Below are 24,804 nucleotides of genomic sequence, written 5' to 3' on the forward strand. Positions count from 1 at the left end.
GAAGCGGTGGTGAAACGCTATCGCGAGCGCATGGCCGCCGACGGCAAACTGGCCAACCTGCTGTTCGTCACGCCGGATTACTACGAGGAGCGGCCTAAAGGCTGCATGGGCGGTTGGGGGGCCATCTTCATGAGCGTGACGCCGGAAGGCATGGCGTTACCCTGCCACAGCGCCCGTCAGTTACCGATTACGTTTCCGTCGGTGCTGGAGCACGATCTGCAGCATATCTGGTACCACTCCTTCGGCTTTAACCGCTATCGCGGCTATGACTGGATGCCGGAGCCCTGCCGTTCCTGTTCGGAGAAAGAGCAAGACTACGGCGGCTGCCGCTGCCAGGCGTTCATGCTGACCGGCAACGCCGACAACGCCGACCCGGTGTGCGGCAAATCGCCGCATCACGGCACCATTCTGGCGGCGCGTGAAGCGGCGAATCGCTCGCAGATCGGTATCGATCAGCTGCGCTTTCGCAATCAGACCAACTCCCGGCTGATCTTCAAGGGATAGCGTTGGTGCTGTCTTCACTGAGATCTGCCGGAACGGCCTTTTGAAAATTACGCCACGGTCTAACGCTTAAGGCAGCACCCTGACTTCGCCGTGCTGCAAGGTCAGTACTGCGATAGGGCTGCCAGAGAAGCACTCCTTAAAGAGCCAGCCGCTGGGCCGAAACGCCGCTGCGGGCAGCCCGGCCTGCCACTCCTCCCACTGCGGGGTCGGCTGATCCGACGGCAAAGAGAAAGAGACCAGCCAACCGGCTTCGCAGTGCGCCCTTTGGCCGGTTGGACGGGTGAAGGTATGCGCATCCGCCAGCTCCATCACCGGCGGTAAAACCTCAAAAGCGATGATCGGCACGCCGGCCACGCTTTGCGGCTGAGGGAAGCGCACGGCGGTTACACCGTCCATCGTGATGGGGCTGTCTTCGGTGCCGGGCTGGCGCGGTTCCTGCCGGTTTACCCAGCTTCCCTTTGGCAGGGTGATTTCGCCGAACGGCCTGGCCGCCTCGAGCGTCAGGTAGCTGCGCCGATTCCAGCGTTCTTCCGCCCGCTGGCTCTTGAGATCCTGGATGGCAATGTCGATCAGCATCAGCGCGAACGCTACCGGGTAGATCGCCAGCGCCGAGGCCAACAGATAGCCGCCCCAGGAAAGCGGCGGGCGCGGGCGGCCGCAGCGGGCGGCGGCATATCGCCAGCCCCACCAGGCGAGCAGGATGCCGGCGAGCAGCAGGGCCAATAACAGCGCCAGCAGGCCGGCGACGCCGGCGCCATAACCTAACAGCATGGCAAGTTCCTTATGTTCACGGCGTGGTGGAGCGATAGCGAATGAAGTAGGGCAGCGCCGGGGTCTCCCCGTCATCGCCATAGTGGCTTTCCGGTTCGATCACGGTTTGGCGTGCGTCGTCGCGCCCGTTGTAGCGGTACTCCAACGGCTGTCGGTAGCGCACTTCGGATGAGCGCAGATCGAAAATCAGCGAAAGACGGGCATCGCCGTTATCCGTTTGGGCGACCAGCTTATCGTTGCCCGCCCAGAGCTGATACAGCGATTTATCGCCGGTCTCCAGCAGCACCTTCAACTGCCCGTCGGATTGATAACGCAGAAGCTGATACACTCCTCTGTCCAGCGTTTTGGCGATCAGGTAGATGCCGCCGTCCGGGGCCTGCGCGCTTTCCTCCACGCGCACCAGCAGCCAATGCAGTTCAATCACTTCGCCGGTTTTACCGTTAACGGCGATGTGTAACGCGCCGGATCCGAGCACCGGGTTCATCCAGAAATGCACGCGATCACCATCAACAGCGGTGAAGATCTCGGGTACGGATTTGCGCTTACCGGAGGCGTAAGCCGTCGGTGAGTCCTCCTCGCCGCGCTCAAAGCCCAGCAGTTGCCGCGCGTCCAGCAGCGCCGGCAGATCCAGCGTCTGCCGCCAATGGGCGCCGAAGTCCGGGCTGTAGAATACGCCTTCGGTGCTGATGAGATACAGCGCGCGTTTTCCCGGTTGCGCCACCAGTTTGCCGCCGACAAAGGAAGGCCGGTTGTCGTCGCCCTCCGGCCAGGGGATCAGCGCCCCGATGGTGCCCCGTTGCACATCAACCAGTCTGCGGCCCTTAGAGAGAAAAAGCACGCACTCCTGCTCGCCGCAAACCGCATCATGGATCAAGTCGTCGAGTTCCCCCAGCATCTGTAACCCTTTGGGGCCGGCAAACAGCACCTGGCTGAGGTAGTTGGCCGCCCAGCCGTAAAAGCTATTGTACGCGCGGTCTTCACTTCTTTTGCTGGTGAGCAGCAGGGCGCCGTCCTGCGCCGGGTAGCTGTGGATGAGATCGTAACGGGCTATTGTCGGCAACGCCTGGTCGCCCTGAGTCCATTGCCACTGCGCATAGCGTTGCTCAGGGGCGAGCAAATAGACGCCCAGCGCGCTGGCCAAAAACAGCGTCAGGATAATAAGGGGTCTTTTATAAAACGCTAACGTCATCATTTCAGCTCCGTCACCTGAGCCTGCCGCCATAAACTGCGGCGCAGATTTCTCAGGTATTTAAACGTTTTAAACGTGCGGTGCTGGTCAAAAGAGTACAGGCGGCAGATCTGGGCGAACCCCTCGATCAACAGCGCCAGGCCGCTGACCATCAGCATCAGCAGCAGAATAATCGGCGGCAATTCGCTGCCGAGACGCTTCAGGGTCCAGGCATCCAGGTGAAAGCCGGCCGGGGTATCGGCGTTATCCACCACCATCATGCCGAGTACAAAACACGCCACGATTGCCCCAAAAATGAAGACAACGCGCGCGCACAGGTTAAGGCCGGCTTCGGTGAAGTAGCGATTGCCGCCGATGAGATAGGTTTGGCGATCGCGATGATTGATGATCCCACGCACTTTGGGCAACTCGGGAATGACGTCGTTCTCGCAATACAGCACCTGCAGCGGATCGCCTTTGGCGATGAAAAGCGGATGTTGCCGACGAAATACCGGATGCAGTTTGGTATTGGGGACATTGAGCGCGCGGGTCGTCAACGCGAAGTGCGTCTCCTTCTGACGCCACGCATACGTATCCAAATACTGCACCTGCCGCGGGATCTCATATTGGCAGAGTTCGTAGTTCAGGGCGTTGACCGTCTCGATGCCGGAGGTCTCGACGCCGTCTGGGAGGGGAGGCGCGGTCTGCAGCGGTGCGGTCGCCGGCACAGCGTCTGCGCGGACGGCCCGGTATTTGATGCCGGGGATTTTCAGGCTGAGCGAGCCGGGCGGCGTGACGTCTTGCCCCAGCAGCACGCGATCCAGCGCCCGGAGCAGGCGCCTGCGGCCGCGGTGCCCGATCAGCAGGAGCTCCGAACCGACGAACAGCACTATGCCGATGCCGATAAGGCCGGCGATGATGGCGATAAAGAACAGGACGATGGTCAGCCAGGAATCTTCCCCGTCCATGATGAAAAAGGCCGCCGGGAAACCGCCGGCCAGCACTGCGCCCAGCAGCAGCAGGGCGAAGTATTTCAGCTTGTATTTCAGCGTCCTGTCAGGCTCCAGCCGGCCTTTCGTGCCGTGCAGCAGCCAGTGCAGCCAGTAGCTGCCGTCTTGCAGGCGGTGGGCACCGATCTTCACTCGATCGCCGGCGGCGAGCCTGGCCAGCAGATTTTCGCTGTCGCTGAAGTCGTCGCGGTAAAAAAAGAACGTCTGGCCGGAGGCGATGATCCTCACCAGGTTGTCGGGCGCCGTCTGCTGGCAGGCGCATTGTTCGACGGTCACATTAAAAAATTGGGTTTGCATGTCATTCCCTGTCAGTGGGCGTGGCCCGAAAATTCATCCCTGGCGCCGGGTATTCAGCGTTTTTTCATCAGCGGCAGCATGCGCACCAGCGCATTGTCCTTGACGATATAGTGGTGGAACAGCGCGGCGGCGGTATGCAGGCCGATCAGCCAGTAGCCGAATGACGCCAGCGTTTTGTGCCAGCCGATAATCATTCGTGCCTGCGGCCGATCGGCTACGTCGGCGAACGGCATCGACAGGCCGAACAGATACCACTCCTTGCCGCCCAGATAGCGCGAATACACCCCCAGCACCGGCAGCGTCAGCAGCAGCAGGTAAATCAGGGCGTGCGTCAGGTGCGCCAGGCCGGTTTGCCACTTCGGCGGTTTGGGCGCGATGGCGGGCGAGGGGTGGCGCCAGCGCAGGAGCAGACGGGCGATCATCAGCGCAAACACCGTTACGCCGCAGCTGAAGTGGGTGACAACCAGCGCGTACCAGGGGGCGCTGCCCGGTTTGGCATAGCCGCGCAGCTCGATGGTGACGCAGGTGATGGCCAGCAGGATCGCCACCAGCCAGTGCAGGCGGATTTGCCACGGCATGTAGGTGTTCTGCACCGGGTTACCTTTTGATGTTAAAGGGTCTGTGTGCCGATGGTAACGAAATGTTACAGGCGAGGAAAGCGCCTGCATGCAGTTTAAGCAAAATGCCAGGGATTACGCCGCTTATTAAGCTATGAATTTAGTGGGTTAAGTGCCTGGCGACAGGGGAGACAGTTAGCATCGTAAGTTGTGAAGTTAATACGCGGTAGGTTCAGAGGCTGGCAGCTTATTAAGCGATGAGGCGGGTAGCGCCGCAGCTCTCGCCGCGGCGCCTGGGATCAGTTTAATTTGGCCTTGGCGAAGTCGCTGCCGTTCACGTCCACCACGTAGCCGCTCAGGTTGCTGCGGGTGGCGTAGAACACTTTGCCGGTGGCCAGCGGCAGCCACGGCGCCTGTTTGGCGAAGATCACCTGCGCCTGTTGATACAGCCTGGCGCGCGCCTGCGGCTGGTTCTCCTGGATCGCCTGCTGGATCAGGCTGTCGTAATCCTTATCGCACCAGCGCGCCACGTTGGCGCCGCTCTGCACGCCGGCGCAGCCGAGCAGGGTGGCGAAGTTATCCGGATCGCCATTGTCGGACACCCAGCCGTACAGTGCGCTCTGTTGCTCGCCTTTGCGCAGCCCGGCCAGATACTGGCCCCACTCCCAGGTAACGATCTTGGCCTTCACGCCCACCTTCGCCCAGTCGCTCTGAATCATCTCGGCGATGCGCTTCGAGTTCGGGTTGTAAGGGCGCTGTACCGGCATCGACCAGATGTCGGTCTCAAAACCCTGCTCCAGCCCGGCTTGCTTCAGCAGTTCGCGCGCCTTCTGCGGATCGTAGGCGTACTCCGGCAGTTTATCGTTGTAGCCCAGCATGCCCGGCGGCAGCAGCGAGTTGGCTGGGGTGCCGCTGTCTTTGAACACGGCGGCGACGATCGCTTTCTTGTCTACCGCGTAGCTCAGCGCCTGGCGCACCAGCAGGTTGTCGAACGGTTTTTTCTGGGTGTTGAACGCCAGATAGCCGACGTTCAGCCCGGTAATGTCGTGCAGTTGCAGGTTGCCGTCGGCCTTGATGGCGGCGAATTGCTCCGGCAGCGGTGCCGGGATGATCTGGCATTCGTTGGTTTTCAGCTTGGCCAGCCGGGTTTGCGGATCCGGCGTAATCGAGAAGATCAGGTGCTTGCTGGCCACGTCGCCCTGCCAGTAGTGCGGGTTGGCGATGTAGCGGATCAGCGAATCCTGCTTGTACTGCTGCAGCGCGAACGGCCCGGTGCCGATCGGCCAGTTGTCGACGTATTCCGGCGTGCCCTTTTTCAGCATCGCGTCGGCGTACTCGGCGGACAGGATCGAGGCGAAATCCATCGCCCAGTCGGCGACGAAGGCGGCGTTGGGCTGGCTCAGCGTGAAGCGCACGTGGTGCTCGTCCACCGCTTCCACCTTGGTGATCAGCTTATCCAGGCCCATGTCGGTGAAGTATTCATAGTTGCCGCCGGAGACCTTGTGATACGGGTTGGCGGGATCCTTCTGCCGCATCACGGTGAACACCACGTCTTCGGCGTTGAAGTCGCGCGTTGGGGTGAAGTATTTGTTGCTGTTGAATTTCACGCCCTGGCGCAGGGTGAAGGTGTAGGTCTTGCCGTCCGGGCTAACGCTCCACTCGGTGGCCAGCGAAGGGGCGGGCGTTTTATCGCTTTCGCGCAGCGTCACCAGGCGGTTGTACAGCACCTGCGAGGTGGCGATAAAGGTCGGCCCGGAGCTGGAGAGCTGCGGGTTGAACGATTCCGGCGAGGCGACGGTGCAGTACACCAGCGCATCGGAAGCGGCCAGCGCGCCGCCCGCCGACAACAGGCCGCAGCCGGCCAGCACCAATCCGGCGATAGGGTGTTTTAAAAACGTCAAGGCAAGATCCTCAGGTGGAATGAGCCGTTACCGGCGAATTGATCTAACTATAGATAACGGATGGCGAGATCGGGAACAAGCGCTTCATCGGTGCATTCTGTGCGCCCCGCGTTGCCTGCCATTGCGGCGCAGATCTACACTGCTGGGCAAACAGTCACTCGCAAGGATTTCCCGATGAGCCACTTTCGCCCTGTCGCCCTCGAACACGCCAGCCGTCTGCTGAACCACGGCCCGACGGTCTTGATCACCAGCCGCAGCCGCGACGGCGCCAAACGCAACGTGATGGCCGCCGCCTGGTCGATGCCGGTGGAGTTCAGCCCGCCGCGCATCGCCATCGTGGTGGACAAAGGGGCGCACAGCCGGCAAATGATCGAGGAGAGCGGCGCATTCGGCATTTGCGTGCCGGCGGCGATGTTCATTGACGCCACCTACGCGGTCGGCAGCGTGTCCGGGCTGGATGAAGACAAATTTTCCCGTTTCCATATCGCAGCGGCGCCGAGTGCAGCGCTGCAGGTGCCGCTGATCGAACAGGGTTGCGTGGCGTGGCTGGAGTGTCGGCTGCTGCCGGAAAGCGGCGCGCAGGAAAAATACGACACCTGCTTCGGCGAGGTGTTGAGCGCGGCGGCGGACGAGCGGGTGTTCCAACAGGGGCGCTGGCACTTCACCGCCGCCAATGCGGATCTGCACACCATTCATCATCTGGGGGCGGGCAACTTCGTGCGCAGCGGCGAGACGCTGCGGGCCAAACCGCTTTAATCGGCCTCGCGTTTGCGGTCTGCATCATAGCGCTCGCGGGCGGCGTCCAGCTCGGGGAAGTGGTATTCCGCCCACTTATCCAGCGCCGTCAGTGTCTCGACCAGCGAGCAGGCGACGGCGCTGAGGCGGTATTCCACATGGGCCTGATTCTTTTCACTTAAATCCAGCCGCTCGAGCAGCCCGTTGCGTTCCAGCTGGCGCAGCGTTTGCGTCAGCACCTTCTGCGAAATGCCGTCGATGCGGCGCAGCAGCTCGCCGTTGCGCATCGGCCGCTGCGCCAGCGCGGGCAGGATCAGCATCACCCACTTGCCGGAAATCAGCGCCAGCGCATCGCGCGCGGAGCACTTGCTCGAATAGACGTCGCCGGGATAAGCCATTGGGGGTTACCTTCAGGTGCGTAATTGCCAAGGGGGCGATAAAGCCACAGCATAACAGCACCACCTTACAACGGGAGAAACAGGATGAACGTGCTGATTGTGCTGGCTCACCCCGAGCCGCATTCTTTCAATGCCCATTTGGCCGAACAGGCGCGGCAGGCCTGGCTGGCGCAGGGGCATCAGGTGAAAACGGTCGATCTGTATCAGGAGGGGTTTGATCCGCGTGAGGGCGCCGGCCACTACCCCAGCAGAAAGCAGGCGGACCGGTTCGATGCGATGCAGGAGCAGCGCCATCACTGGACGATCCAGGCGCTGCCGGCGGAGATCCGGCGGCATATCGAGCTGCTGCGCTGGGCGGATACGCTGGTGCTGCAGTTTCCTTTCTGGTGGTTCGGCGCGCCGGCCATCATCAAGGGCTGGATGGATCGGGTGTTCGTTTACGGCGGGCTCTACGACAGCCGCCACCGCCATGAGAACGGCGTGATGCGCGGCAAGCGGGCGCTGCTGACCGTCACCGCCGGCGCTTCCGCACAGGCCTGCGCGCCGGACGGGCGCGACGGCGACATGCGGCTGATGCTGTGGCCGATCATGCATGCGCTGCACTATATCGGCTTTAGCGTGCTGGAGCCGTTCCTGGTCTATGGCGTGCGCGGCGGGCTGGCGGGCGAGGAGCGGCAGGCGCAAAACGCCGCGTTGGCGCAGGTGACGCAGGCATATCGGGCTGGCTTAAGCGACCTTGCCGCCTGGCCGGCGGTGCCGTTCAACCGTAATGAAGATTTTGACGCCGATCTGGCGCTGAAGCCCGGCGCGCCGGTCTACAGTCCGTTCGTGCGGCACCGAGATCCGGCTTAGAACCCAGCCTTCAGCAGTTCCTCGCGCAAATCGTCGATAATCGCCGGTTCGATGTCGGGGAACTGCTGCTGAATATCGGCGATGGCTTCGGCCACGCTTGGGCCGGCGAAGGTGCCGGAGAAGGGCAGCAGCGGCAGATTGGCGTCGCTGTCCGGCAGTTCACCGCGGATGGTGCCGGTGATCATGCCCGCTTTTTTTTCCGCCGTGAGGTCGTACTCCCCCACGCTTTTGTCGATCGGTTTCATTGGCCGCCTCGCTGTCGGTGAGTGTTTACCCGGTTCTGTTAAAGCATAGTGTTTCAGGCAATGAATACCAACCAATGTATATAATATTAATATAAAACAAAGTGATGCGTATTTTGTCGTTTGACGTTCAACGGGGGCCGGCGCTATGCTCTTGGCGCTAAAGGAACCTTCCTCACTGACAGGGACAGACGACATGAAAAGACTGAAAAGCGCGGCGCTGCTGTTGCCGCTGTTGGCGCTCAGCGCCTGCACCCACCCCCTCAGCAGCGCCGAGCAGCATGCCAAACACTACGTTTATCAAACCCGCGACGACTTCGATCCGCAATTCCGCACCGATGTGAACGGCAGCATTAAAAACGCCGTGCCGATGTTCGAACAGTTCTATCAGCAGGGGAAAAAGGATCGCGCGGCGGGCGTGGTGCGCAGCGAAGCGCAGAAAAAGGCCGACTACCTGGCCAGCCCGGAATTCCAGCAGAATATGGAACACAAAACCATTTTCATCAATCGCGCCTACAGCAGCACCGACAATCCTAAACGCCGCCAGGTGCTGTCGCAGGAAGCGGTAGGCGCCTATTGGGACGGCTACGAAGGGCGCTGACTTAATCCCACATAAACAGAAGGTAATAAAAACTGGCCTTCTGGCGGTTATTTGATTATAAAAACCGTCGCTAAGGACGATGTTCATAGAAGAAACCAGGAGTGTTTATGTTGGCAAAAGTTAAGCGTTCGTTCGCCGCCGCCGTCGTATTGATGTTGGCGCTGCCCGCGGTGCAGGCCGCGGATTACCGTGCGGGCGAGCAATATACCCGGCTGGATAAGCCGGTGGCCGCCGCACCGGCGGTGGTGGAGTTTTTCTCCTTCTACTGCGGGCCTTGCTATCAGTTCGCCGAAACCTACCGCGTAGGCAGCACCGTGGCGCAGGCGCTGCCCGCCGGTGAGAAAGTCACCAAATATCACGTCAGCCTGATGGGCAAACTGGGCAATGAGCTGACCGAAGCTTGGGCGGTGGCGACGGTGCTGGGCGTGGAAGACAAGATTGAAGGCGCGATGTTTGACGCGGTGCAGAAACAGCGCGCCGTCAACGGCGCCGACGATATACAGCGGGTGTTCACGGCGGCCGGCATCGATGCCGCCACCTATGAAAACGCGCGCCACAGCCTGCTGGTCAAAGGGTTGATCGCCAAGCAGAATGAAGCGGTGAAAGCGTTCGAGGTTCGCGGCACCCCGTCGTTCTACGTGGCAGGCAAATACAAGATAGATAATGCCGGCATGGCCAGCACCAGCGTCGAAGGTTACGCCAAAGAGTACGCGGCGGTGGTGCGCCATCTGTTGGATACGCAGCCTTAAGGCGATGCTTCCCCGGCGCCTGATGATCTGTGATCGCGGCGCCAAATCCCCCGTTCGCCATTGATTGTGTGTTAACGGATTGTTATGGTGTTTTTCTGTTCAACGGCGCAGCACCGCTGCTGTTTGAAGGGAGAGATCATGACGGCATTGGCAACGCTCCGGGACGTCGGCTTCGAAGAGTGGCTGGGGAAAATCAACACCGCCTGCGGCCGATTCTGCGCGAAAACGTTGGGGCCCGGCTTTCGCGGGGCGATGCAGGAGTTTCGCGCCCATGCCCTGCGCCTGAGCGTGGTCGACGTGTCTCAGGCCCGGTTGTACCGCACGCCGCGTGAGATCGCCCGCAGCGACGGCGCGCACTTTTTCACCGTCATCCAGCTGCGCGGCAGTGCATTGATGGAGCAGGGCGATCGCCAAACGCTGCTCTCCCCCGGCGACATGACGCTGATCGATGCCTCACGGCCCAGCAGCTTCACCTTCCAGCGCGATTCGCGCCAAATCTCCCTGTTGTTGCCGCGCGGCTGCCTGCCGCTGCCGCCGCCTGGTGCGCAGCGTCTCGGGGCCGAGCTCAGCGCGGTGCGCCTCAGCCGCCAGCTGGTGCTGAGCAGCATGCAGGATCCTCAGCTCGCCGCGGCGGAAAGCGAGGCGGTGCTGAATGCGCTGGCGGCGCTGCTGCGCCCGGCGTTGGCGCTCGAACAGGCGCGTCCGGAGGGGCAACAACCGGTCTTCGACAAGGCGCTGGCGTTGATCGACAGGCATATTCAGTCGGCGCAGCTGCGCCCTGAGTGGGTGGCGGCCGAGTTGGGGGTGTCGCTGCGCAGTCTGTATCGGCTGTTCGCCCGCCAGGGGCTGGTGGTGGCCCAGTACATCAGGAACCGCAGGCTGGATCTGTGCGCGCAGGCGCTGCGCAGCGCCGCCGGGCAAGAAAAGCTGGCCGGAGTCGGCCTCGACTGGGGCTTCGCCGATCACAGCCATTTCTCGACCGCTTTCAAGCAGCGTTTCGGCATGTCGCCGAGCGAGTACCGCCGGCAGTATCAGTAAGTCAGGGCGCGGGCCAGGCCCGCGCCGCTTCACTCAATAGCGGATGCAAACCGATTTCGACTCGGTGTAAGCGTCCAGCCAATCCGGGCCGAAGTCACGGCCGCTGCCCGACTGTTTGAACCCGCCGAACGGCATGTTCGGGTCGATCAGCGTATGGGTGTTGACCCACACGGTGCCGGCCTGAATGCGCGGCGTCAGCGCCATCGCCTGCTGTAGGCTGGTGGTCCACAGGCTGGCGGTCAGCCCGAAGTCGGTGTCGTTGGCCTTGCTCAGCGCTTCTTCGGCGCTCGCCACCCGGATCAGGTTGACCACCGGGCCGAACACTTCCTCGCGCGTCAGGTTCAGCCGATCGTCCGGGTTGATCACCAGGGTCGGCGGAATGTAGAAGCCGTTGGCGTCCGGCCCGGCCGCGCCGCCGATAAGCTCGGCGTTTTTCGCCCGGGCGTCGTCCAGGTAGGCCGCCACCTTGTTGCGGTGCGCGAGCGACACCAGCGGGTTGATTTGCGCGCCGGTATCCATCCCCGGCCCGACCGACAGCGATTTCACCGCCTGTTCGAATCCGGCCACCAACCGATCATAAATCGGCGCTTCGATATAGATTCGCGAGCTGGCGGCACACACCTGCCCCTGGTTGAGGAAGCTGCCGAGCATCAGGCCTTCGATCACCTGCTGCGGATCGGCATCTTTCAGCACGATGGCCGGGTTTTTGCCGCCCAGCTCCAGCGTCACGCGGGTCAGGCGATCCGCCGCCGCGCGCGCGATGCTTTTGCCCACCGGCGTGGAGCCGGTAAAGCTGACTTTGGCGATCAGCGGATGTTCGGTCAGCGCCTTGCCGCACACGGTGCCGCGGCCGGTGACCACGTTGAACGCGCCCGGCGGCACGCCGGCGTCGCTCGCCAGTTCGGCCATGCGCAGCAGGGTGAGCGGGGTGGTTTCCGACGGCTTGATGACGATGGAGCAGCCTGCGGCCAGCGCCGGCATCACTTTCCACATGCCGATCATCAGCGGGAAGTTCCAGGGCACGATGCCGGCGACCACGCCGATCGGCTCTTTGCGGGTATAAACCTGATATTTGGCGCCCGGTGGCATCGGAATGGAGACGTCCAGCGTCTGGCCGGTGATTTTGGTCGCCAGCCCGGCGGTGTAGCGCATCCAGTTCAGGGTGCTGCCGACTTCGAAGGCGCGGGCGATGTTGATGGATTTGCCCTGCTCAAGGGTTTCGAGCTGCGCCAACTCTTCGGCGTGCTGCTCCACCAGATCGGCGAAGCGCAGCAGGATGCGCTCGCGCTCTACCGGCAGGCGCTGCGACCAGACGCCTTCGCTGAAGGCTTTGTGGGCGGACTGCACCGCCAGCGCGACGTCGTGTTCATTGGCGTCGGCGGTGGTGGCGATCTGCTGCCCATTGGCGGGGTTGTACACCGCCAGGCGGCCTTCCGCGGCGGACGCGCGCCATTGGCCGTCGATATACAGCCCATGCTGACGATCGAGAAAACGCGACACGCTATCCAGCACGGCTACGGTATTGTCAGACATACATCCTCCGATCAGGCTCATCAGGTTATCGTTAACCCTGCAAGTCTAGATCAGCGGGAAAGCGGCGGCTTTGGTCTGCCTGACATTCGGTTTGTCCTGCGTGTCATTTTGCCGTGACGGGAGAGTAAACCGCGGCCGGCGGGCGCCGGCCGGGAGGGATCACGAGCTCAGGGTCGCCAGACGGGTGGCGAAACCGAGGAACAGCAGGCCGATCAGGCCGTTGCCGAGCTTCGCCAGGCCTTTCTTGTGGTTGAAGAAATGCGCCAGCATCGCGCCGGAGAAGATCAGCGTGCTCATGTAGATAAAGCTGACGGCTTCGAGGATCAGCGCCAGAATGGTGAACGACAGCCCGGTGTGCGCGTAGTTGAAGTCGATGAACTGCACGAAGAACGACACGTAAAACAGAATGGCTTTCGGGTTGGTCAGGCTCAGCGTCAGCGACTTGCGCAGAATGCTGTGGCCGCCTTCAATTTGCTGCTGTTGCGCCTGCGCCTTCTGCACGAAGGTGGCGTAGAGGATTTTTGCGCCGAGGAACAGCAGGTAAATCGCGCCGAGAAAACGCACCAGGGTAAACAGGAACGGCGTGGTGCGGATCAGCGACGCCACGCCGATATAGGCGCAGAAGATCAGGATCGCATCGCCGATAAACACGCCCAGCGCCGCGGTGTAGCCGGCGCGCACGCCGCGCGATATGCCGGTTTTCAGCACGTACAGCGTATTCGGCCCCGGCAGAATGATGATGAAGACCACCCCGGCCAAATAGGTCCATAAATTCAGGACGCCAAAACTCTCTAACACAATAACCTCTCCATGCGCGCAACTAACAGGCAAAAACACTGGCCACGCCCGTGGCCGGCCGCGATCCTAACGCCGTGCAAGCGGGTTGGCAACGTAATAAACTTCATGTTGTTGGTTAAAAATTGTCGAAACATTGTTGAAAACGTCGGCGTCGAATTAAAAAGCAAGAGTCGGCGTGTTTCGCCAACGGCCCGTCACTATGCTGGTTAACATCGAAACCGCAGTGAGGAACGGATGATGAAAAACGTAATCGACAGCGCCGATCCGCGCTGGCTGGCGATCGTCAGCCGCGACAAGCACGCCGACGGCCGCTTTATCTACGCGGTGAAAACCACCGGCGTGTATTGCTCGCCTTCCTGCCCGTCACGCCAGCCGAATCGGCAAAACGTGGAGCTGTTCGACGATGCGGAACAGGCGGAGGCGGCGGGTTATCGGCCCTGCAAACGCTGCCGCCAGGGGCTGACGCCTTTGACGGAGCAGCATGCGCGGCAGATAGCCGAGGCCTGCCGCTATATCGAACGGGCGGAGAAAGCGCCGTCGCTGCAGACGCTGGCGCGCCACGTCGGGTTGAGCCAATACCATTTCCACCGGCTGTTCAAAGCGATCACCGGCCTGACGCCGAAAGGCTACGCCGACGCGCAGCGTAGCCAGCGCTTGCGCACCGGTCTTTCGCAGCAGGAGACGGTGACCGACGCGATCTTCGACGCCGGCTATGGCGCCAACGGCCGCTTCTACCAGCAAGCCAACGCCGCGCTGGGCATGACGCCGAAGGCTTACCGGGCGGGCGGCAAAGGCATGCGCATCCATTTCGCCGTCGGGCGCTGTTCGCTGGGCGAGATCCTGGCGGCGCAGAGCGAGGTGGGCATTTGCGCCATTCTGCTGGGGGACGATGCGCAGCAGCTGGTGCAGGATCTGCAGGATAAATTCCCCAACGCCGAGCTGATCGGCGGTGACGCGCAGTATGAAGCGCTGATGGCGCAGGTGGTGGGCCTGATCGAAGCGCCGGAGAGCGGGCTGGCGCTGCCCCTGGATATTCGCGGCACTGCGTTTCAACAGCGGGTCTGGCGGGCGCTGCAGGCGATACCGGTCGGCGAAACCGTCAGCTATGCCGATATCGCCCGGCGCATCGGCGCGCCGAAAGCGGTGCGCGCGGTGGCCGGCGCCTGCGCCGCCAACGTGCTGGCGGTGGCAATCCCCTGTCACCGGGTGGTGCGCAACGACGGCGCCTTGTCCGGTTATCGCTGGGGCGTCGAGCGCAAGCAAGCCTTGCTGGAAAAGGAGGCGCAGCGATGAGCGGCGCGCTGGCGGCGCGGTTGGCCGAATTGGACTGGGCGGCGATCGAACGCGAACTTGATGCGCAGGGGGGCACGCGCCTGCCGGGCGTGCTCAGCGCCGAGCTGTGCCGGCAATTGGCGGCGCTGTATCCGCATGGCGAGCACTTCCGCAGCCGCATCGTCATGGCGCGGCACGGTTTTGGTCGCGGCGAGTACCAGTATTTTGCGTATCCGTTACCGCCCCCGGTGGCCGAAGTGCGCGGCCTGCTGTACGCGCGGTTGGCGCCGTTGGCCAATCGCTGGAACGCCATGCTGGGTCTGGCGGCGCGCTATCCCGCCGAACACGAGGCCTACCTGACTGAATGCCATCAGGCCGGCCAGCGGCGGCCAACGCCGCTGCTGTTGCGTTACACGGAGGGGGATTACAACTGCCTGCATCAGGATCTGTACGGCGAACGGGTGTTTCCGCTGCAGGTGGCGTTCCTGCTTTCCGCCCCCGGGCAGGATTTCACCGGCGGCGAGTTTGTGCTGACCGAGCAGCGGCCGCGGATGCAGAGCCGGCCGGAGGTGGTGCCCTTGCAGCAGGGCGACGCGGTGGTGTTCGCGGTGCACCATCGGCCGGTGGCCGGGGCGAGAGGCTACTATCGGGTCAATCTGCGCCACGGCGTCAGCCGGATACGCACCGGCCAACGCCACACGCTAGGGGTGATCTTTCACGACGCGTTATAGCTTGCGCGCCAGCAGGGTGGCGAAGCGCAGCGAGATGCGGTTGCCGGCGGCGTCGGTCTTGTGCAGTTGGCCGACGTCCTCGTTGTACTTGAGGATCTGCCAGTCGCGGTAATAGTGCTTCAGCTCGCCCGGCTTGAAGGTGAACGGGAAAGGCAGCGGGCAGGGATAATCTTCGGTATCCATCGCCGCCACGATCAGATTATGGCCGCCGGGCACGGTGCTGTCCTGCATGTTTTGCACGATATGCGGGATCTGCTGGCGCTCGAGGAACATCAACACCACGGTGGACAGGATGAAGTCGTACTCGCCGCTGAAGCGGTGAGTATTGAGATCCTGCACCCCGGCGCTCAGGCGGGTCAATTGCTCGGCGTCGATGATCTGATTGAGGCGAGCTATCGACGGCGCGTGCTTGTCCCAGGCGGTGACGTCGAAACCTTTCAGATTGAGATAGAGCGAATTGCGGCCGCCGCCGCAGCCCAGATCCAGCGCCTTGCCCGGTGCGATGCGCGCCGCCGCCTCGATCACTTCGGAGTGGGTGCGCGTCAGTTCGTATTTCTTGTGGTAGTAATCTTCCGGCGTGCAGTAGAACGCCAGCCGGCAGGTCATGTCGTCCGAGAAGGAAACGATGCGATGCCACTGCTGCGGTTCGATAAACGGCGGCTGGCTTTCGGGGCTAAATTGCCAGCTCTCGGTGGTGGCGCCGTCTTCGGTCATCATGGCGAACGTCAGGCTGCCGCTCAGCACGGTGAGCTTCGCCCAGGTGCCGCTCTGGGTGTTGTGGCGCTGGCGAAAGGCTTCCGGCAGTGTGTCGCTGTTCCATTCCGGCAGGGTTTTATAGCAAAGCAGCTGCTGCTCCATAGGGGGCTCCTCTGGCTGGGCAAACAAAGTGATTTATATGATGCATATAAAATACATCTTTATCGGTCGTTTGAACATAGCGGCCTGACGGAAAGGCGCGGCGATATCTTTATACTGGATTGTGCGCGGCGGCTGGGCTAATTTCAGTGCTGTTCATGTCATCACGTTCAGGGAAAAGATGCCGATATCTCGTTTATTCCACCCGATGCCCTTCCGTTTGCTGAGCCTGGCCGCGCTGCTGGCGCTGGCGGGCTGTACCAGTAAAACCACCACCACGGCGCCGGCGGCGCGCCCCGCCGACGTCAAAGCGCGACTGATGACGCTGATCCCGGCCAACGCCGGCGATCGTCAGGGCTGGGCCACCGATATTACCGCCGCCTTCGCCGCGCAGGGCATTGAACCGAGCGATGAGAACCTGTGTTCGGTGCTGGCGGTGACCGAACAAGAGTCGACGTTCCAGGCTAACCCGCAGGTGCCGGGGCTGCCGAAGATCGCCTGGAAAGAGATCGACCGCCGTGCCGATCAGATGCACATCCCGAACTTTTTGGTGCATACCGCGTTGAAGATCTCGTCGTCGAACGGCCAGAGCTACAGCGAGCGTCTGGATAAGGTGCGCACGGAGAAGGATCTGAGCGATATCTTCGATGACATGATCGACCGCGTGCCGATGGGACAGAAGCTGTTCGGCCATTTGAACCCGGTACATACCGGCGGCCCGATGCAGGTGAGCATCGCCTTCGCCGAGGCGCACGCCAAAGGGTATCCTTATCCGGTCGACGGCTCGATTCGCCGCGAAGTTTTCAACCGGCGCGGCGGCATGTACTTCGGCATTATGCATTTGCTGGGGTACCCTGCCGATTACAGCCGGCCGATTTACCGCTTTGCCGACTTCAACGCCGGCTGGTACGCCAGCCGCAACGCGGCGTTCCAAAACGCGGTCAGCCGGGCGAGCGCCATTCCGCTGGCGCTGGACGGCGATCTGATCGACTTCAGCAGCGACAAGCCCGGCTCGACCGAGCTGGCGGTGCGTACGCTCGGCAAGCGCCTGAACATGAGCGACAGCGCCATTCGCCGGGCGCTTGAGAAAGGCGATACGGCTGACTTTGCCGATACCGACCTGTATAAGAAGGTCTTTGCGTTGGCGGGCGGCAAGCTGCCGCGTGAGATGCTGCCGGGTATTCAGCTGGAAAGCCCGAAAATCACCCGCAAGCTGACCACCGCCTGGTTCGCCAAGCGGGTGGATGAACGCCGCCAGCGCTGCATGGCACGCGCCGGCGGGTAACGGTATGAAAAACGCCGCCGGTGGCCTGAACCACCGGCGGCGCGATCATCGCGCCTCAGGCGCTGCGGCGCGGGTTGGTCAGGCCGAAGTTAAAGCTGTTGCAACGGTTGCAGAACTCTTTCATCACCGGCGGCGTGTCCATCATCGGCACTTTCACCTCGATAAACGCCAGCCGATCCTGCCGCGAGGCGTGTTCCAGGGCCATTTCCAGCTGTTGTGTGGTTTCCACCGCCACGCTGAACGGCTGCGCCTGGGTATTCAATACCGCCGGCAGTTTGGCGTAGTCCCACGGGCTGATGTCATTGTAGGACGAGTTTTCGCCGAGGATATAGCGTTCGATAGTGTAACCGTCGTTGTTGATCAGGAAGATGATCGGCTTTTGTTCGCAGCGCAGCAGGGTGGACACTTCCTGCGCGGTAAGCTGGAAGGAGCCGTCGCCGATGAACAGCAGGTGGCGGCGCTCAGGGGCCGCCATCAGGGTGCCGAGCAGCGCCGGCAGGGTATAACCGATCGAGCCCCAAATCGGTTGGTTGACGACCTTGACGCCGCCCGGCATGCGCATGCCGCCGATGGCCGCGCCCGAGGTGCCGTTTTCCACCACCACCACATCATCCGCCCGGATGAAGCGTTGGATCCGCTGCCACAGATAGGCCTGGTCGATAGGCGCGTCGCTCGGCGTCGCCAGCTTGTCACGCGGATCGGCCAGCGGTGATAAAAGCTGCGCCGGCGCGTCTTCGCTCAGATCCAACAGTGCCTGCAGTAGATCCGCCGTCGCTACCGCCGGGTAGGACGTATTGTCCAGCTTCAGCGAGAACGGCTGAATATCCACCTGAGCGGCGGCGGGAATTTGCTGCGAGAAATAGCCGGTGGTGGAGTCCACCAGACGCACGCCGAAACTCAGCACGCAATCTGAGTGGGCCATGCGTTCATACAATTCGGGGCGCGACAGGTTGCCGCTGTAGCCGCCCATCCAGCCGGCAGTGTTTTCCGGGATAATGCATTTGGCGGTTGGCATGTTGGTCAGCGGTATGGCGAAGCGGTGAGCGACATCGATAACCAACTGCTGCAACTGGTAGCGATCCACCATTTGGTCGACCAATATGATCGGGCGCTGCGCGCGCTTTATTTTGGTTAACAGCGCCATTGCCGCCAATTGCACATTGTATTTATCGCTCGCCGGCAATTGCGGCGCTGCTGCGGCTTCGGCGACTTCAATTTCGATATCGCAAATATCAGACGGCAGCTGTAAATACACCGGTTTCTTCTCTATCCAGGCGCGAGAAATAACGCGTGGAATTTCCTGCGCGGCATTTTCCGGCGTGATAAGAGCCTGAGCGACGGTGAATTGTTTAAAGCAGTTCATGACGTTGTCGAAATTGCCGTCGCCCAGGGTATGGTGCAATAGCTGATGATTCTTCATCGCGTGCAGCGGCGGCGTGCCGGCAATGCAGATCACCGGCGAGGATTCGGCATAGGCACCGGCGATGCCGGACAGCGCGGCCAGATCGCCGACGCCGTAGGTGACGATCAGCGCGCCGGCGCCTTTCATGCGGGCGTAACCGTCGGCGGCGTAGGAGGCGTTCAATTCATTGCAGTTGCCGACAAACGCCAGCCGCTCGTCGTTTTCCAGCAGCTCCAGCAGGCTGAGGTTATAGTCGCCGGGCACGCCATAAATACGATCGACGTTCAGGGCGTGAAGCTGTTGCAGAATGAATGACCCGATAGTTATTTTCATTGATTGCTCCGGATTATTTATCTTTATTTTGTCAGGCGAAAATCAGCAAAAATAAATTGCTGGCGATGTTGTGTCGTTAGCATTAACAGTTATTTAAAGTGCCAGCTTGTTCAAGATAGGAGGAGCGGCCGAGGAAGAGGCGGTTTGTATTCGGCGCTTTACGCGATGGGTTTGTCCATAAATAGTGTGGCTATTGTGCATTAGGGCGGGGCGGTATTTTTCGTTGACGGCATATCGGCAGAAAAACGGCGGCGCATTGGTATTTATCATGATGCAGGGTGAATCATCCGGTACTTTTGAAGCCGTGTTAAATCCCATTGAGCGGTGCAACGCTTTTTGCCTGAGAAAGAAAAGCACAACTTCATGTAAAGGTGCATTTTGGTGATCCGCCGCACGCTTATTTAAAGAAACCTTCCAGTAACCAATTAAAAACAAAAAATTAACAATGAGGTTTTTTTATTCGGTCATGGTTGTCAGTTTTGCTTTACAGATGCCGCAATGCGCGCCGCGTCGGGCCGGTGTAAAAATGGGCCGTCACGGGCGCTAATATAACGTGGCGGTCATCACATTCTGTGGGAAGTGATACGTAAACTTTTCTCTACGTGTGCACGGATGGCGTATACCTACCAGAGGGGCTCATGTCCCAGCGGTGCTGGCCTGAGAGGGGGGCGTGTGATGAAAGGCTATCGACATATTCTGCTGCTGATTCATAACGAGCGTGATGGGTTGCCGTTGCTGCGTCAAACGGCGGCGATGGTGCGCGGTAAGCCCATCGCCCTCACCGTCGGCCATCTTAACGCCGACTACGCGGAGCTGGAGTACGGCAGCGATGCGTTAATCAAGGATCGCCAGGCGCAGGAAGTGATCGCCGCCAAGGCGATGCTGAGCCGGTTGGTGAGTGCCGTCGATGTGCCGGTCGCGGTCAAGGAGATTGTCACCATTCGGCGCTTTAAGGACGTGAGCGATTTTATTCACCAGGCCGGCATCGATCTGGTGGTGGTCGGGCACCAAAACCGCCTGTTCGGCCTCTATTCCTCGTATTCCCTGGAGTTTGTGAACCGTCTCGATGTCGATGTGTTGGTCAAGCATCTTGCTCGCGAGTAGCGTGCGACAAAGCGGATTTTTCCCACGGTTTTGCCGCCCGAAAGGCAATAGCATGCGGATACCGGTACGGTTTGTCCTGAATTATTGGGCATTTTCCGGTGCTAAACTTAACCAAAGCACAACGGGCGTTGGATAAATTAGATACGGCTTGATCTTGCCTGGGCTATCGGTAAAAATCTGCGGCCGTATTTTTACAGGAGCTTTACGATGTTTCTAAAACGGACCCTTTTGGCGTGTTCTCTGGCGTTGATATTTCCTGCACTGCCTTCTTATGCTGAGGTTGGTACAGAAAGTGGCAATGCCGCACAGGCTGAAAAACCGGGTTTATGGCAGCGTTTTACCGATAACGTGGCGGAGACCTGGAACAACTCGCCTAACCACGATCTCTATATCCCGGCCATCACCTGGCACAACCGTTGGACTTACGATGACGAACATATCGATAAGTACAACGAACGCCCGTGGGGCGCCGGTTACGGCATCTCCCGCTACGACAGCGACGGTGACTGGCACGGCATCTACATCATGGCGTTCAAGGATTCCTTCAACAAATGGGAGCCGATCGGCGGCTACGCCTACGAGAAGATCTGGCGCCCGCTGGATGACAAGGATTTCCGCCTGGGGCTGGGCTTCACCGCCAGCGTCACCGCGCGCGACAACTGGAATTACATCCCTATCCCGGCGCCGCTGCCGCTGGCCTCTATCGGCTATCAGCGGCTGACGTTCCAGGCGACCTACATTCCCGGCACCTATAACAACGGCAACGTGTTCTTCGCCTGGCTGCGCTGGCAGTTCTAAACTTCCTGAATTCCGAAAAACGGCGCGGCGGCGAGATAAAAGGAACTTGTCGCCGCAGGCGGCGTCGGAGAGGTATCCCGGCGCGCTGCGCCGATTGCATGCCGTTATGACAGGAGTTTCACCACTATGATCACCAAACATCGTTTATTGCTGGCTTTGGCGCTGTCCGCGACCCTGGCCAGCGGCGCCACCCAGGCCGCCGGGCTGATGGATTCCCTCAGCAGCGCGGCGGGCGAACTGAGCAAGTCGGGCGGCGACAGCAGCGGCGGCATGTCGCTCTCCTCGTTGACCGGCCTGCTGAACGGCGGCGACAAGGCGTTGAGCTCCAGCAGCATGACCAATGCCGCCGGTATCCTGCAGTACTGCGTGAAAAACAACGTGCTGTCGGCTAACGGTGCCGAAGGGGTGAAAGATCAGCTGCTCAGCAAGCTGGGCATCACCAGCACCGAAAACGCCAAGAGCCAGGATTATCAGCAGGGCCTGGGCGGCTTGCTGCAGACCGGCGAAGGCAAGAGCCTGGATCTGAACAGCCTGGGCACCTCGCAGATCACCGAGAAGGTGAAGCAAAAAGCCTGCGATCTGGTGTTGAAACAGGGCAAATCCTTTATTTCATGATCAACCCACGGCGGAGCGTTCCGCCGTGGGTATTTTGCATAAGCTGGAAAAATGAAAAAAACGTTGATGCTTTCCCTGCTGGCAGGGATGACGATGTTGCAGGGGTGTTCCGTGAAATCCAACGATGCGCCGCCACCGCCGCAGGTGAAATCGATCGGCATGGCGAACCCGGCCGACGTGTACTGCACCCAAATCGGCGGCAAGCTGAACGCCAAAGAGAATGCGGCAGGCCAGTATTCTACCTGTACCTTGCCGAGTGGGCAGGAAATTGAAAGCTGGGAACTGTTCCGCCGCGATCATCCGGTGAAAAAGTAACCCTATGCGGCGCCGGCTCTGCTGCCCGGCGCCCGATCAGAATTGGCGATCGCCTATCGGCTGCAGCTGCAGGCTGCCGTCCTTCTGCAGCGTCAGCGGTATGCGCCAATCACGCTGTTTATCCAGGTTGAACGGCCGGGAGCGGAACATGCAGCCGGTCTTGATATTCTTGATTTTCATCACGTGTTCCGCGTTCGCATTGATTTTCACCTCAAAGCTGCCGGCGGGCGGAATAAAGACTTCCGCCAGCTGTTGCGGCGCCGCTGGCGTTTCCAGCTTGACCAGCACCGCGAAATCGTTGCCCTGATTATCCAACGTCAGCCGATGCAGGCCGGATGCGGGCAGGCGCGTTGGCTGATGCAGATAACCCGCTGAGGCGGGCCACGGCTGCCCGGCATTGTCATGCAGCGGCCCGCCGCACTGTTCGCGCGCCTCCCGCAGCGGCATTTCGCGCTTGATGGCGCGATTGTAATCGGCGGGGGCGGCGAGACTGAACTCGTCGTCATATTGGTGGGCGCGCAGATAGCGCTTGGCGCCGAGCACCCCAACGGCGACCAGCATGAAGAACAAAAATATCCTCAGGCGATTTTTGAAAATCAGCCCGAACAGCTTCCCGGGGAGTTGAAACAGCCACCTTGCGATCGTCAATAACATCGTTTTCCCTTAGCGTCCAAGCCGTTACGTCTGCGGTAACTTCGCTTGCCTCAGTATAGCCAACATCCCGCAGGCGAAAATCCTGCCCGGCGATTTTTCTTCCGCTCTGCATTGTACGTTTGTGTTTGTTTGTGTACATTTGTGATCACTTTAGCGTCACCGGATTGACATGATGTCCAAACTGTTACCGAATGAGCGTCACCAGGCCATTCTTGACACGCTCCGCCAACAGGGGCGGGTGCTGGCCCTGGAGATGGCGCAGCGGCTGAACACCACCGAAGCGACCATCCGCCGCGATCTGCGCCAGCTGGCGGCGCAGAACCTGTGCAAACGCATCTATGGCGGCGCGTTGGCGCCGACGCCGGCCGAAGGCCCCGTTGCGACGCGCATTGCGCTCAGCGGTGACGAGAAGCTGGCGCTGGCGCAGACCGCGCTGGGGGTGATCGGTGAAGAACAGCTGATCTTCCTCGACGCCGGCAGTACCCACCTGTATCTGGCGGATCTGTTGCCGCGCGACCGGCGTTTGACGGTGGTGACCAATGCATTGAGCATCGCCGGCAAAATGCTGGAGCGGCCGGGGATCCGCACCATCCTGATCGGCGGCGAGTTGGATGCGCAGGTCGGCGGCTGCGTGGACGCCAAGGCCGCGGAAGAGATCGACGGTTTCCATTTCGATTTGGTGTTTACCGGCATCTGCGCCTACGACCCGGCCGGCGGCTTCTCCGCGCTGAGCTACCAGGACGCCACCTTCAAAAAGCGGCTGTTGACGCGCGCCGGCAGCGTGGCGGTGCTGTGCACCCGCGACAAGCTCAATACCTACGCCCCTTACCCCTTCCTGCCCGCTGGGCGGGTGGATCATCTGGTGACGGCGCATGGCGCGCACCCGCAGCTTGAGCTGCAGGTGGCGCAGGGCGGCGGCCAGGTTTGGCACAGCGATTTACCGACCGGAGAATGATGATGAAAATAGCCCATGTTGCCCTGTGGACCCGTGACATCGACGCGCAGCTGGCATTTTGGCAGCGCTATTTCAATGGTGCCGCGGGGGAGGAGTACGTCAGCCGCAACCGGCCGGGGTTCGTTTCCCGCTTCGTCAGCCTGGCGGCCGGGCCGACGCTGGAGATCATGCGCGTGCCGACGTTGCTGCCGGCGCAGGCGCAGGAGGAGCGGGTCGGTTGGGCGCACATTGCTCTGTCGCTGGGGGATGAGCGGCAGGTCGATCGGTTGGCGCAGCGCGCACAGCAGGAGGGCATTTTGCTGTCCGCGCCTCGCTGGACCGGCGACGGCTTCTACGAGGCCGTCATTCGCGATCCAGACGGCAACGCGATCGAAATCACCGCCTGATCACTCTTCTTCAATGCTGGCGAACTGCTCGCCCAGATAGTCGAGCAGCAGCCGCACCGCCGGCAGCAGGCCGCGGCGCGACGGGTAAACCGCATGCACCACGCCGCCCTGCGGCTGCCAGCCCGGCAACAGTTGCACCAGCTCGCCGCGCAGCATGTCGTCGCGCATCATCATCGCCGGCAGTTGTACGATGCCGGCGCCGGCGATGGCGGCGGTGCGCAGCATCAGCATGTCGTCGGTGACCAGTCGCGGCGTGTGTTCCCACTCCACCCGTTCACCCTGTGGGCCGGTCAGCCGCCATTGGTGCTGACCGCGCGCCGGGCCGAGATCGAGCGTCGGGTATTTACGCAGGTCTTCCGGCGTGTGCGCCGGCCCGAGGGTGCGCACCAGCGCCGGGCTGGCGGCGACGCACCAGGTGCGCTGCGCCAGGATCTTCAGCACCAGATCGCTGTCCTCCAGCGGCGGCGGCCGCACGCGGATCGCCAGATCCAAGCCTTCCCCCACCACGTCCACCCGGCGATTGGTGGCCTCCAGATGCACCGTCACCTTGGGATAATCGGCCATAAAGGCCGCCACCATGCTGCCGACGCGGGTGTGCAGGATCGCCACCGGGCAGGACATGCGCACCGTGCCGCAGGGCTCGGCGCGCGTCTGCTCGATCGCCTGCTGCGCCGCTTCCGCTTCCACCAGCATCGCCTTGCAGTGCGCGTAATAGGTTTGGCCGACCTCGGTCACCGAGAAGCGCCGCGTCGAGCGCTGGATCAGGCGCACGCCCAGCCGCTCTTCCAGCAGCGCCACGCGGCGGCTGAGCTTGGATTTGGGAATGCCCAGCGCCCGGCCGGCGGGGGCGAATCCCTGGTGATCGACCACGCTGGCGAAGAAAAACAGATCGTTCAGATCGGTCAGCATCGTATCCCTTATCGTTCTATCAGTAGAACGCTGAGT

General features: G+C 61.4%; 28 protein-coding genes. 15 read left to right on the plus strand and 13 right to left on the minus strand.

The annotated features are described in order from the left end of the window. The coding region (locus ACJ8QF_RS00005) for an SPASM domain-containing protein (RefSeq protein WP_442537159.1) at window positions 1–504 on the plus strand (504 nt) is incomplete at its 5' end. 66 nt (window positions 505–570) lie between these two features. Here the strand turns inward: ACJ8QF_RS00005 and ACJ8QF_RS00010 are convergent. The 5 genes from ACJ8QF_RS00010 to ACJ8QF_RS00030 all read right to left on the minus strand — a co-directional run bounded on the left by ACJ8QF_RS00010 (window position 571) and on the right by ACJ8QF_RS00030 (window position 6,208). Then, window positions 571–1,275 carry a hypothetical protein gene (locus tag ACJ8QF_RS00010; RefSeq protein WP_004940661.1) on the minus strand — a complete coding sequence of 235 codons (705 nt, stop codon included), beginning with the start codon at window positions 1,273–1,275 and terminating at the stop codon, window positions 571–573. Between the two features lie 16 nt (window positions 1,276–1,291). Further along, on the minus strand, window positions 1,292–2,467 hold the full coding sequence (locus ACJ8QF_RS00015) for a hypothetical protein (protein WP_004940659.1): 1,176 nt from the start codon (window positions 2,465–2,467) through the stop codon (window positions 1,292–1,294). After that, complete coding sequence (locus tag ACJ8QF_RS00020) at window positions 2,464–3,750, minus strand: hypothetical protein (RefSeq protein WP_442537160.1); 1,287 nt, start codon at window positions 3,748–3,750, stop codon at window positions 2,464–2,466. The genes ACJ8QF_RS00015 and ACJ8QF_RS00020 overlap by 4 nt, the downstream gene beginning before the upstream one ends. Before the next feature lie 53 nt (window positions 3,751–3,803). Continuing rightward, a complete protein-coding gene (cybB, locus tag ACJ8QF_RS00025; RefSeq protein ID WP_080116087.1) occupies window positions 3,804–4,328 on the minus strand; it encodes a cytochrome b561 in 525 nt (174 codons plus the stop codon). A 278-nt stretch (window positions 4,329–4,606) separates the two neighbouring features. Then, window positions 4,607–6,208 carry an ABC transporter substrate-binding protein gene (locus ACJ8QF_RS00030; RefSeq protein WP_015376775.1) on the minus strand — a complete coding sequence of 534 codons (1,602 nt, stop codon included), beginning with the start codon at window positions 6,206–6,208 and terminating at the stop codon, window positions 4,607–4,609. A gap of 174 nt (window positions 6,209–6,382) precedes the next feature. Between ACJ8QF_RS00030 and ACJ8QF_RS00035 the strand changes: the two genes are divergently transcribed. Beyond that, a complete protein-coding gene (locus tag ACJ8QF_RS00035) occupies window positions 6,383–6,964 on the plus strand; it encodes a flavin reductase family protein (protein ID WP_004940648.1) in 582 nt (193 codons plus the stop codon). On the opposite strand, the gene ACJ8QF_RS00040 is transcribed toward ACJ8QF_RS00035, so the two are convergent. Beyond that, window positions 6,961–7,341, minus strand: a complete 381-nt coding sequence (locus ACJ8QF_RS00040) for a winged helix-turn-helix transcriptional regulator (RefSeq protein ID WP_004940645.1) — start codon at window positions 7,339–7,341, stop codon at window positions 6,961–6,963. The two genes, ACJ8QF_RS00035 and ACJ8QF_RS00040, sit on opposite strands and share 4 nt — an antisense overlap. An 84-nt stretch (window positions 7,342–7,425) precedes the next feature. Here ACJ8QF_RS00040 and ACJ8QF_RS00045 point away from each other — a divergent pair, with 84 nt between their 5' ends. Continuing rightward, a complete protein-coding gene (locus ACJ8QF_RS00045; protein ID WP_049188727.1) occupies window positions 7,426–8,193 on the plus strand; it encodes an NAD(P)H-dependent oxidoreductase in 768 nt (255 codons plus the stop codon). Here ACJ8QF_RS00045 and ACJ8QF_RS00050 read toward each other — a convergent pair. After that, window positions 8,190–8,438, minus strand: a complete 249-nt coding sequence (locus ACJ8QF_RS00050; RefSeq protein WP_004940639.1) for a hypothetical protein — start codon at window positions 8,436–8,438, stop codon at window positions 8,190–8,192. The genes ACJ8QF_RS00045 and ACJ8QF_RS00050 overlap by 4 nt on opposite strands. Before the next feature lie 193 nt (window positions 8,439–8,631). Here ACJ8QF_RS00050 and ACJ8QF_RS00055 point away from each other — a divergent pair, with 193 nt between their 5' ends. The 3 genes from ACJ8QF_RS00055 to feaR all read left to right on the plus strand — a co-directional run bounded on the left by ACJ8QF_RS00055 (window position 8,632) and on the right by feaR (window position 10,823). After that, complete coding sequence (locus ACJ8QF_RS00055; RefSeq protein WP_154871256.1) at window positions 8,632–9,036, plus strand: Exc2 family lipoprotein; 405 nt, start codon at window positions 8,632–8,634, stop codon at window positions 9,034–9,036. 107 nt (window positions 9,037–9,143) lie between these two features. Further along, window positions 9,144–9,785 carry a protein disulfide oxidoreductase DsbA gene (locus ACJ8QF_RS00060; protein WP_015376779.1) on the plus strand — a complete coding sequence of 214 codons (642 nt, stop codon included), beginning with the start codon at window positions 9,144–9,146 and terminating at the stop codon, window positions 9,783–9,785. A gap of 138 nt (window positions 9,786–9,923) precedes the next feature. Next, window positions 9,924–10,823, plus strand: a complete 900-nt coding sequence (gene feaR, locus ACJ8QF_RS00065; protein ID WP_015376780.1) for a transcriptional regulator FeaR — start codon at window positions 9,924–9,926, stop codon at window positions 10,821–10,823. 33 nt (window positions 10,824–10,856) lie between these two features. Here feaR and ACJ8QF_RS00070 read toward each other — a convergent pair whose 3' ends face one another. Together ACJ8QF_RS00070 and leuE are read right to left on the minus strand one after the other, a co-directional pair. Beyond that, entirely contained in the window at window positions 10,857–12,356 is a 1,500-nt protein-coding gene (locus ACJ8QF_RS00070) for an aldehyde dehydrogenase family protein (RefSeq protein ID WP_154871258.1), read from the minus strand. 159 nt (window positions 12,357–12,515) lie between these two features. Further along, window positions 12,516–13,154, minus strand: a complete 639-nt coding sequence (gene leuE, locus ACJ8QF_RS00075) for a leucine efflux protein LeuE (RefSeq protein WP_004940625.1) — start codon at window positions 13,152–13,154, stop codon at window positions 12,516–12,518. 237 nt (window positions 13,155–13,391) lie between these two features. Between leuE and ada the strand changes: the two genes are divergently transcribed. Further along, the gene (gene ada, locus ACJ8QF_RS00080; RefSeq protein ID WP_131164634.1) at window positions 13,392–14,447 is read left to right on the plus strand and encodes a bifunctional DNA-binding transcriptional regulator/O6-methylguanine-DNA methyltransferase Ada; all 1,056 of its coding nucleotides are present in this window, start codon (window positions 13,392–13,394) and stop codon (window positions 14,445–14,447) included. Beyond that, window positions 14,444–15,157: a 2OG-Fe(II) oxygenase gene (locus ACJ8QF_RS00085; protein ID WP_154871259.1), complete on the plus strand. Its 714-nt coding sequence runs from the start codon at window positions 14,444–14,446 to the stop codon at window positions 15,155–15,157. The genes ada and ACJ8QF_RS00085 overlap by 4 nt, the downstream gene beginning before the upstream one ends. Here the strand turns inward: ACJ8QF_RS00085 and tehB are convergent. Continuing rightward, complete coding sequence (gene tehB / locus ACJ8QF_RS00090; RefSeq protein ID WP_442537161.1) at window positions 15,152–16,015, minus strand: SAM-dependent methyltransferase TehB; 864 nt, start codon at window positions 16,013–16,015, stop codon at window positions 15,152–15,154. The genes ACJ8QF_RS00085 and tehB overlap by 6 nt on opposite strands. A gap of 178 nt (window positions 16,016–16,193) precedes the next feature. On the opposite strand from tehB, the gene ACJ8QF_RS00095 reads away from it, so the two are divergent. Continuing rightward, on the plus strand, window positions 16,194–17,297 hold the full coding sequence (locus tag ACJ8QF_RS00095; protein ID WP_049188717.1) for a DUF1615 domain-containing protein: 1,104 nt from the start codon (window positions 16,194–16,196) through the stop codon (window positions 17,295–17,297). A 55-nt stretch (window positions 17,298–17,352) separates the two neighbouring features. Here the strand turns inward: ACJ8QF_RS00095 and ACJ8QF_RS00100 are convergent, their stop codons facing one another. Continuing rightward, window positions 17,353–19,032 (minus strand): alpha-keto acid decarboxylase family protein, encoded by a 1,680-nt coding sequence (locus ACJ8QF_RS00100; RefSeq protein WP_442537162.1) that lies wholly within the window; start codon window positions 19,030–19,032, stop codon window positions 17,353–17,355. Between the two features lie 675 nt (window positions 19,033–19,707). On the opposite strand from ACJ8QF_RS00100, the gene ACJ8QF_RS00105 reads away from it, so the two are divergent. The 4 genes from ACJ8QF_RS00105 (at window position 19,708) to ACJ8QF_RS00120 (ending at window position 21,864) form a co-directional block, all read left to right on the plus strand. After that, window positions 19,708–20,136, plus strand: a complete 429-nt coding sequence (locus ACJ8QF_RS00105) for a universal stress protein (protein ID WP_275095488.1) — start codon at window positions 19,708–19,710, stop codon at window positions 20,134–20,136. A gap of 207 nt (window positions 20,137–20,343) precedes the next feature. Continuing rightward, window positions 20,344–20,934, plus strand: coding sequence for a lipid IV(A) palmitoyltransferase PagP (gene pagP / locus ACJ8QF_RS00110; RefSeq protein WP_004940603.1), 591 nt, complete (start codon window positions 20,344–20,346; stop codon window positions 20,932–20,934). A 126-nt stretch (window positions 20,935–21,060) separates the two neighbouring features. Beyond that, on the plus strand, window positions 21,061–21,549 hold the full coding sequence (locus ACJ8QF_RS00115; protein ID WP_015376789.1) for a DUF2501 domain-containing protein: 489 nt from the start codon (window positions 21,061–21,063) through the stop codon (window positions 21,547–21,549). A gap of 51 nt (window positions 21,550–21,600) precedes the next feature. Then, window positions 21,601–21,864, plus strand: coding sequence for a putative hemolysin (locus ACJ8QF_RS00120; protein WP_286093870.1), 264 nt, complete (start codon window positions 21,601–21,603; stop codon window positions 21,862–21,864). A 36-nt stretch (window positions 21,865–21,900) separates the two neighbouring features. Here the strand turns inward: ACJ8QF_RS00120 and ACJ8QF_RS00125 are convergent, their stop codons facing one another. Then, window positions 21,901–22,518, minus strand: a complete 618-nt coding sequence (locus ACJ8QF_RS00125) for a hypothetical protein (protein WP_004940588.1) — start codon at window positions 22,516–22,518, stop codon at window positions 21,901–21,903. Window positions 22,519–22,690: 172 nt separating this feature from the next. On the opposite strand from ACJ8QF_RS00125, the gene ACJ8QF_RS00130 reads away from it, so the two are divergent. Both ACJ8QF_RS00130 and ACJ8QF_RS00135 read left to right on the plus strand, forming a co-directional pair. Next, window positions 22,691–23,473 (plus strand): DeoR/GlpR family DNA-binding transcription regulator, encoded by a 783-nt coding sequence (locus tag ACJ8QF_RS00130; protein WP_442537163.1) that lies wholly within the window; start codon window positions 22,691–22,693, stop codon window positions 23,471–23,473. Between the two features lie 2 nt (window positions 23,474–23,475). Continuing rightward, complete coding sequence (locus ACJ8QF_RS00135) at window positions 23,476–23,859, plus strand: VOC family protein (protein WP_049299704.1); 384 nt, start codon at window positions 23,476–23,478, stop codon at window positions 23,857–23,859. Here the strand turns inward: ACJ8QF_RS00135 and ACJ8QF_RS00140 are convergent, their stop codons facing one another. Further along, window positions 23,860–24,768, minus strand: coding sequence for a LysR family transcriptional regulator (locus ACJ8QF_RS00140; RefSeq protein ID WP_033634044.1), 909 nt, complete (start codon window positions 24,766–24,768; stop codon window positions 23,860–23,862). Between the last annotated feature and the right edge of the window lie 36 nt (window positions 24,769–24,804).

It is taken from the genome of Serratia sp. CY81684 (assembly GCF_052166595.1).
Taxonomy (GTDB): Bacteria; Pseudomonadota; Gammaproteobacteria; order Enterobacterales; family Enterobacteriaceae; genus Serratia; species Serratia nematodiphila.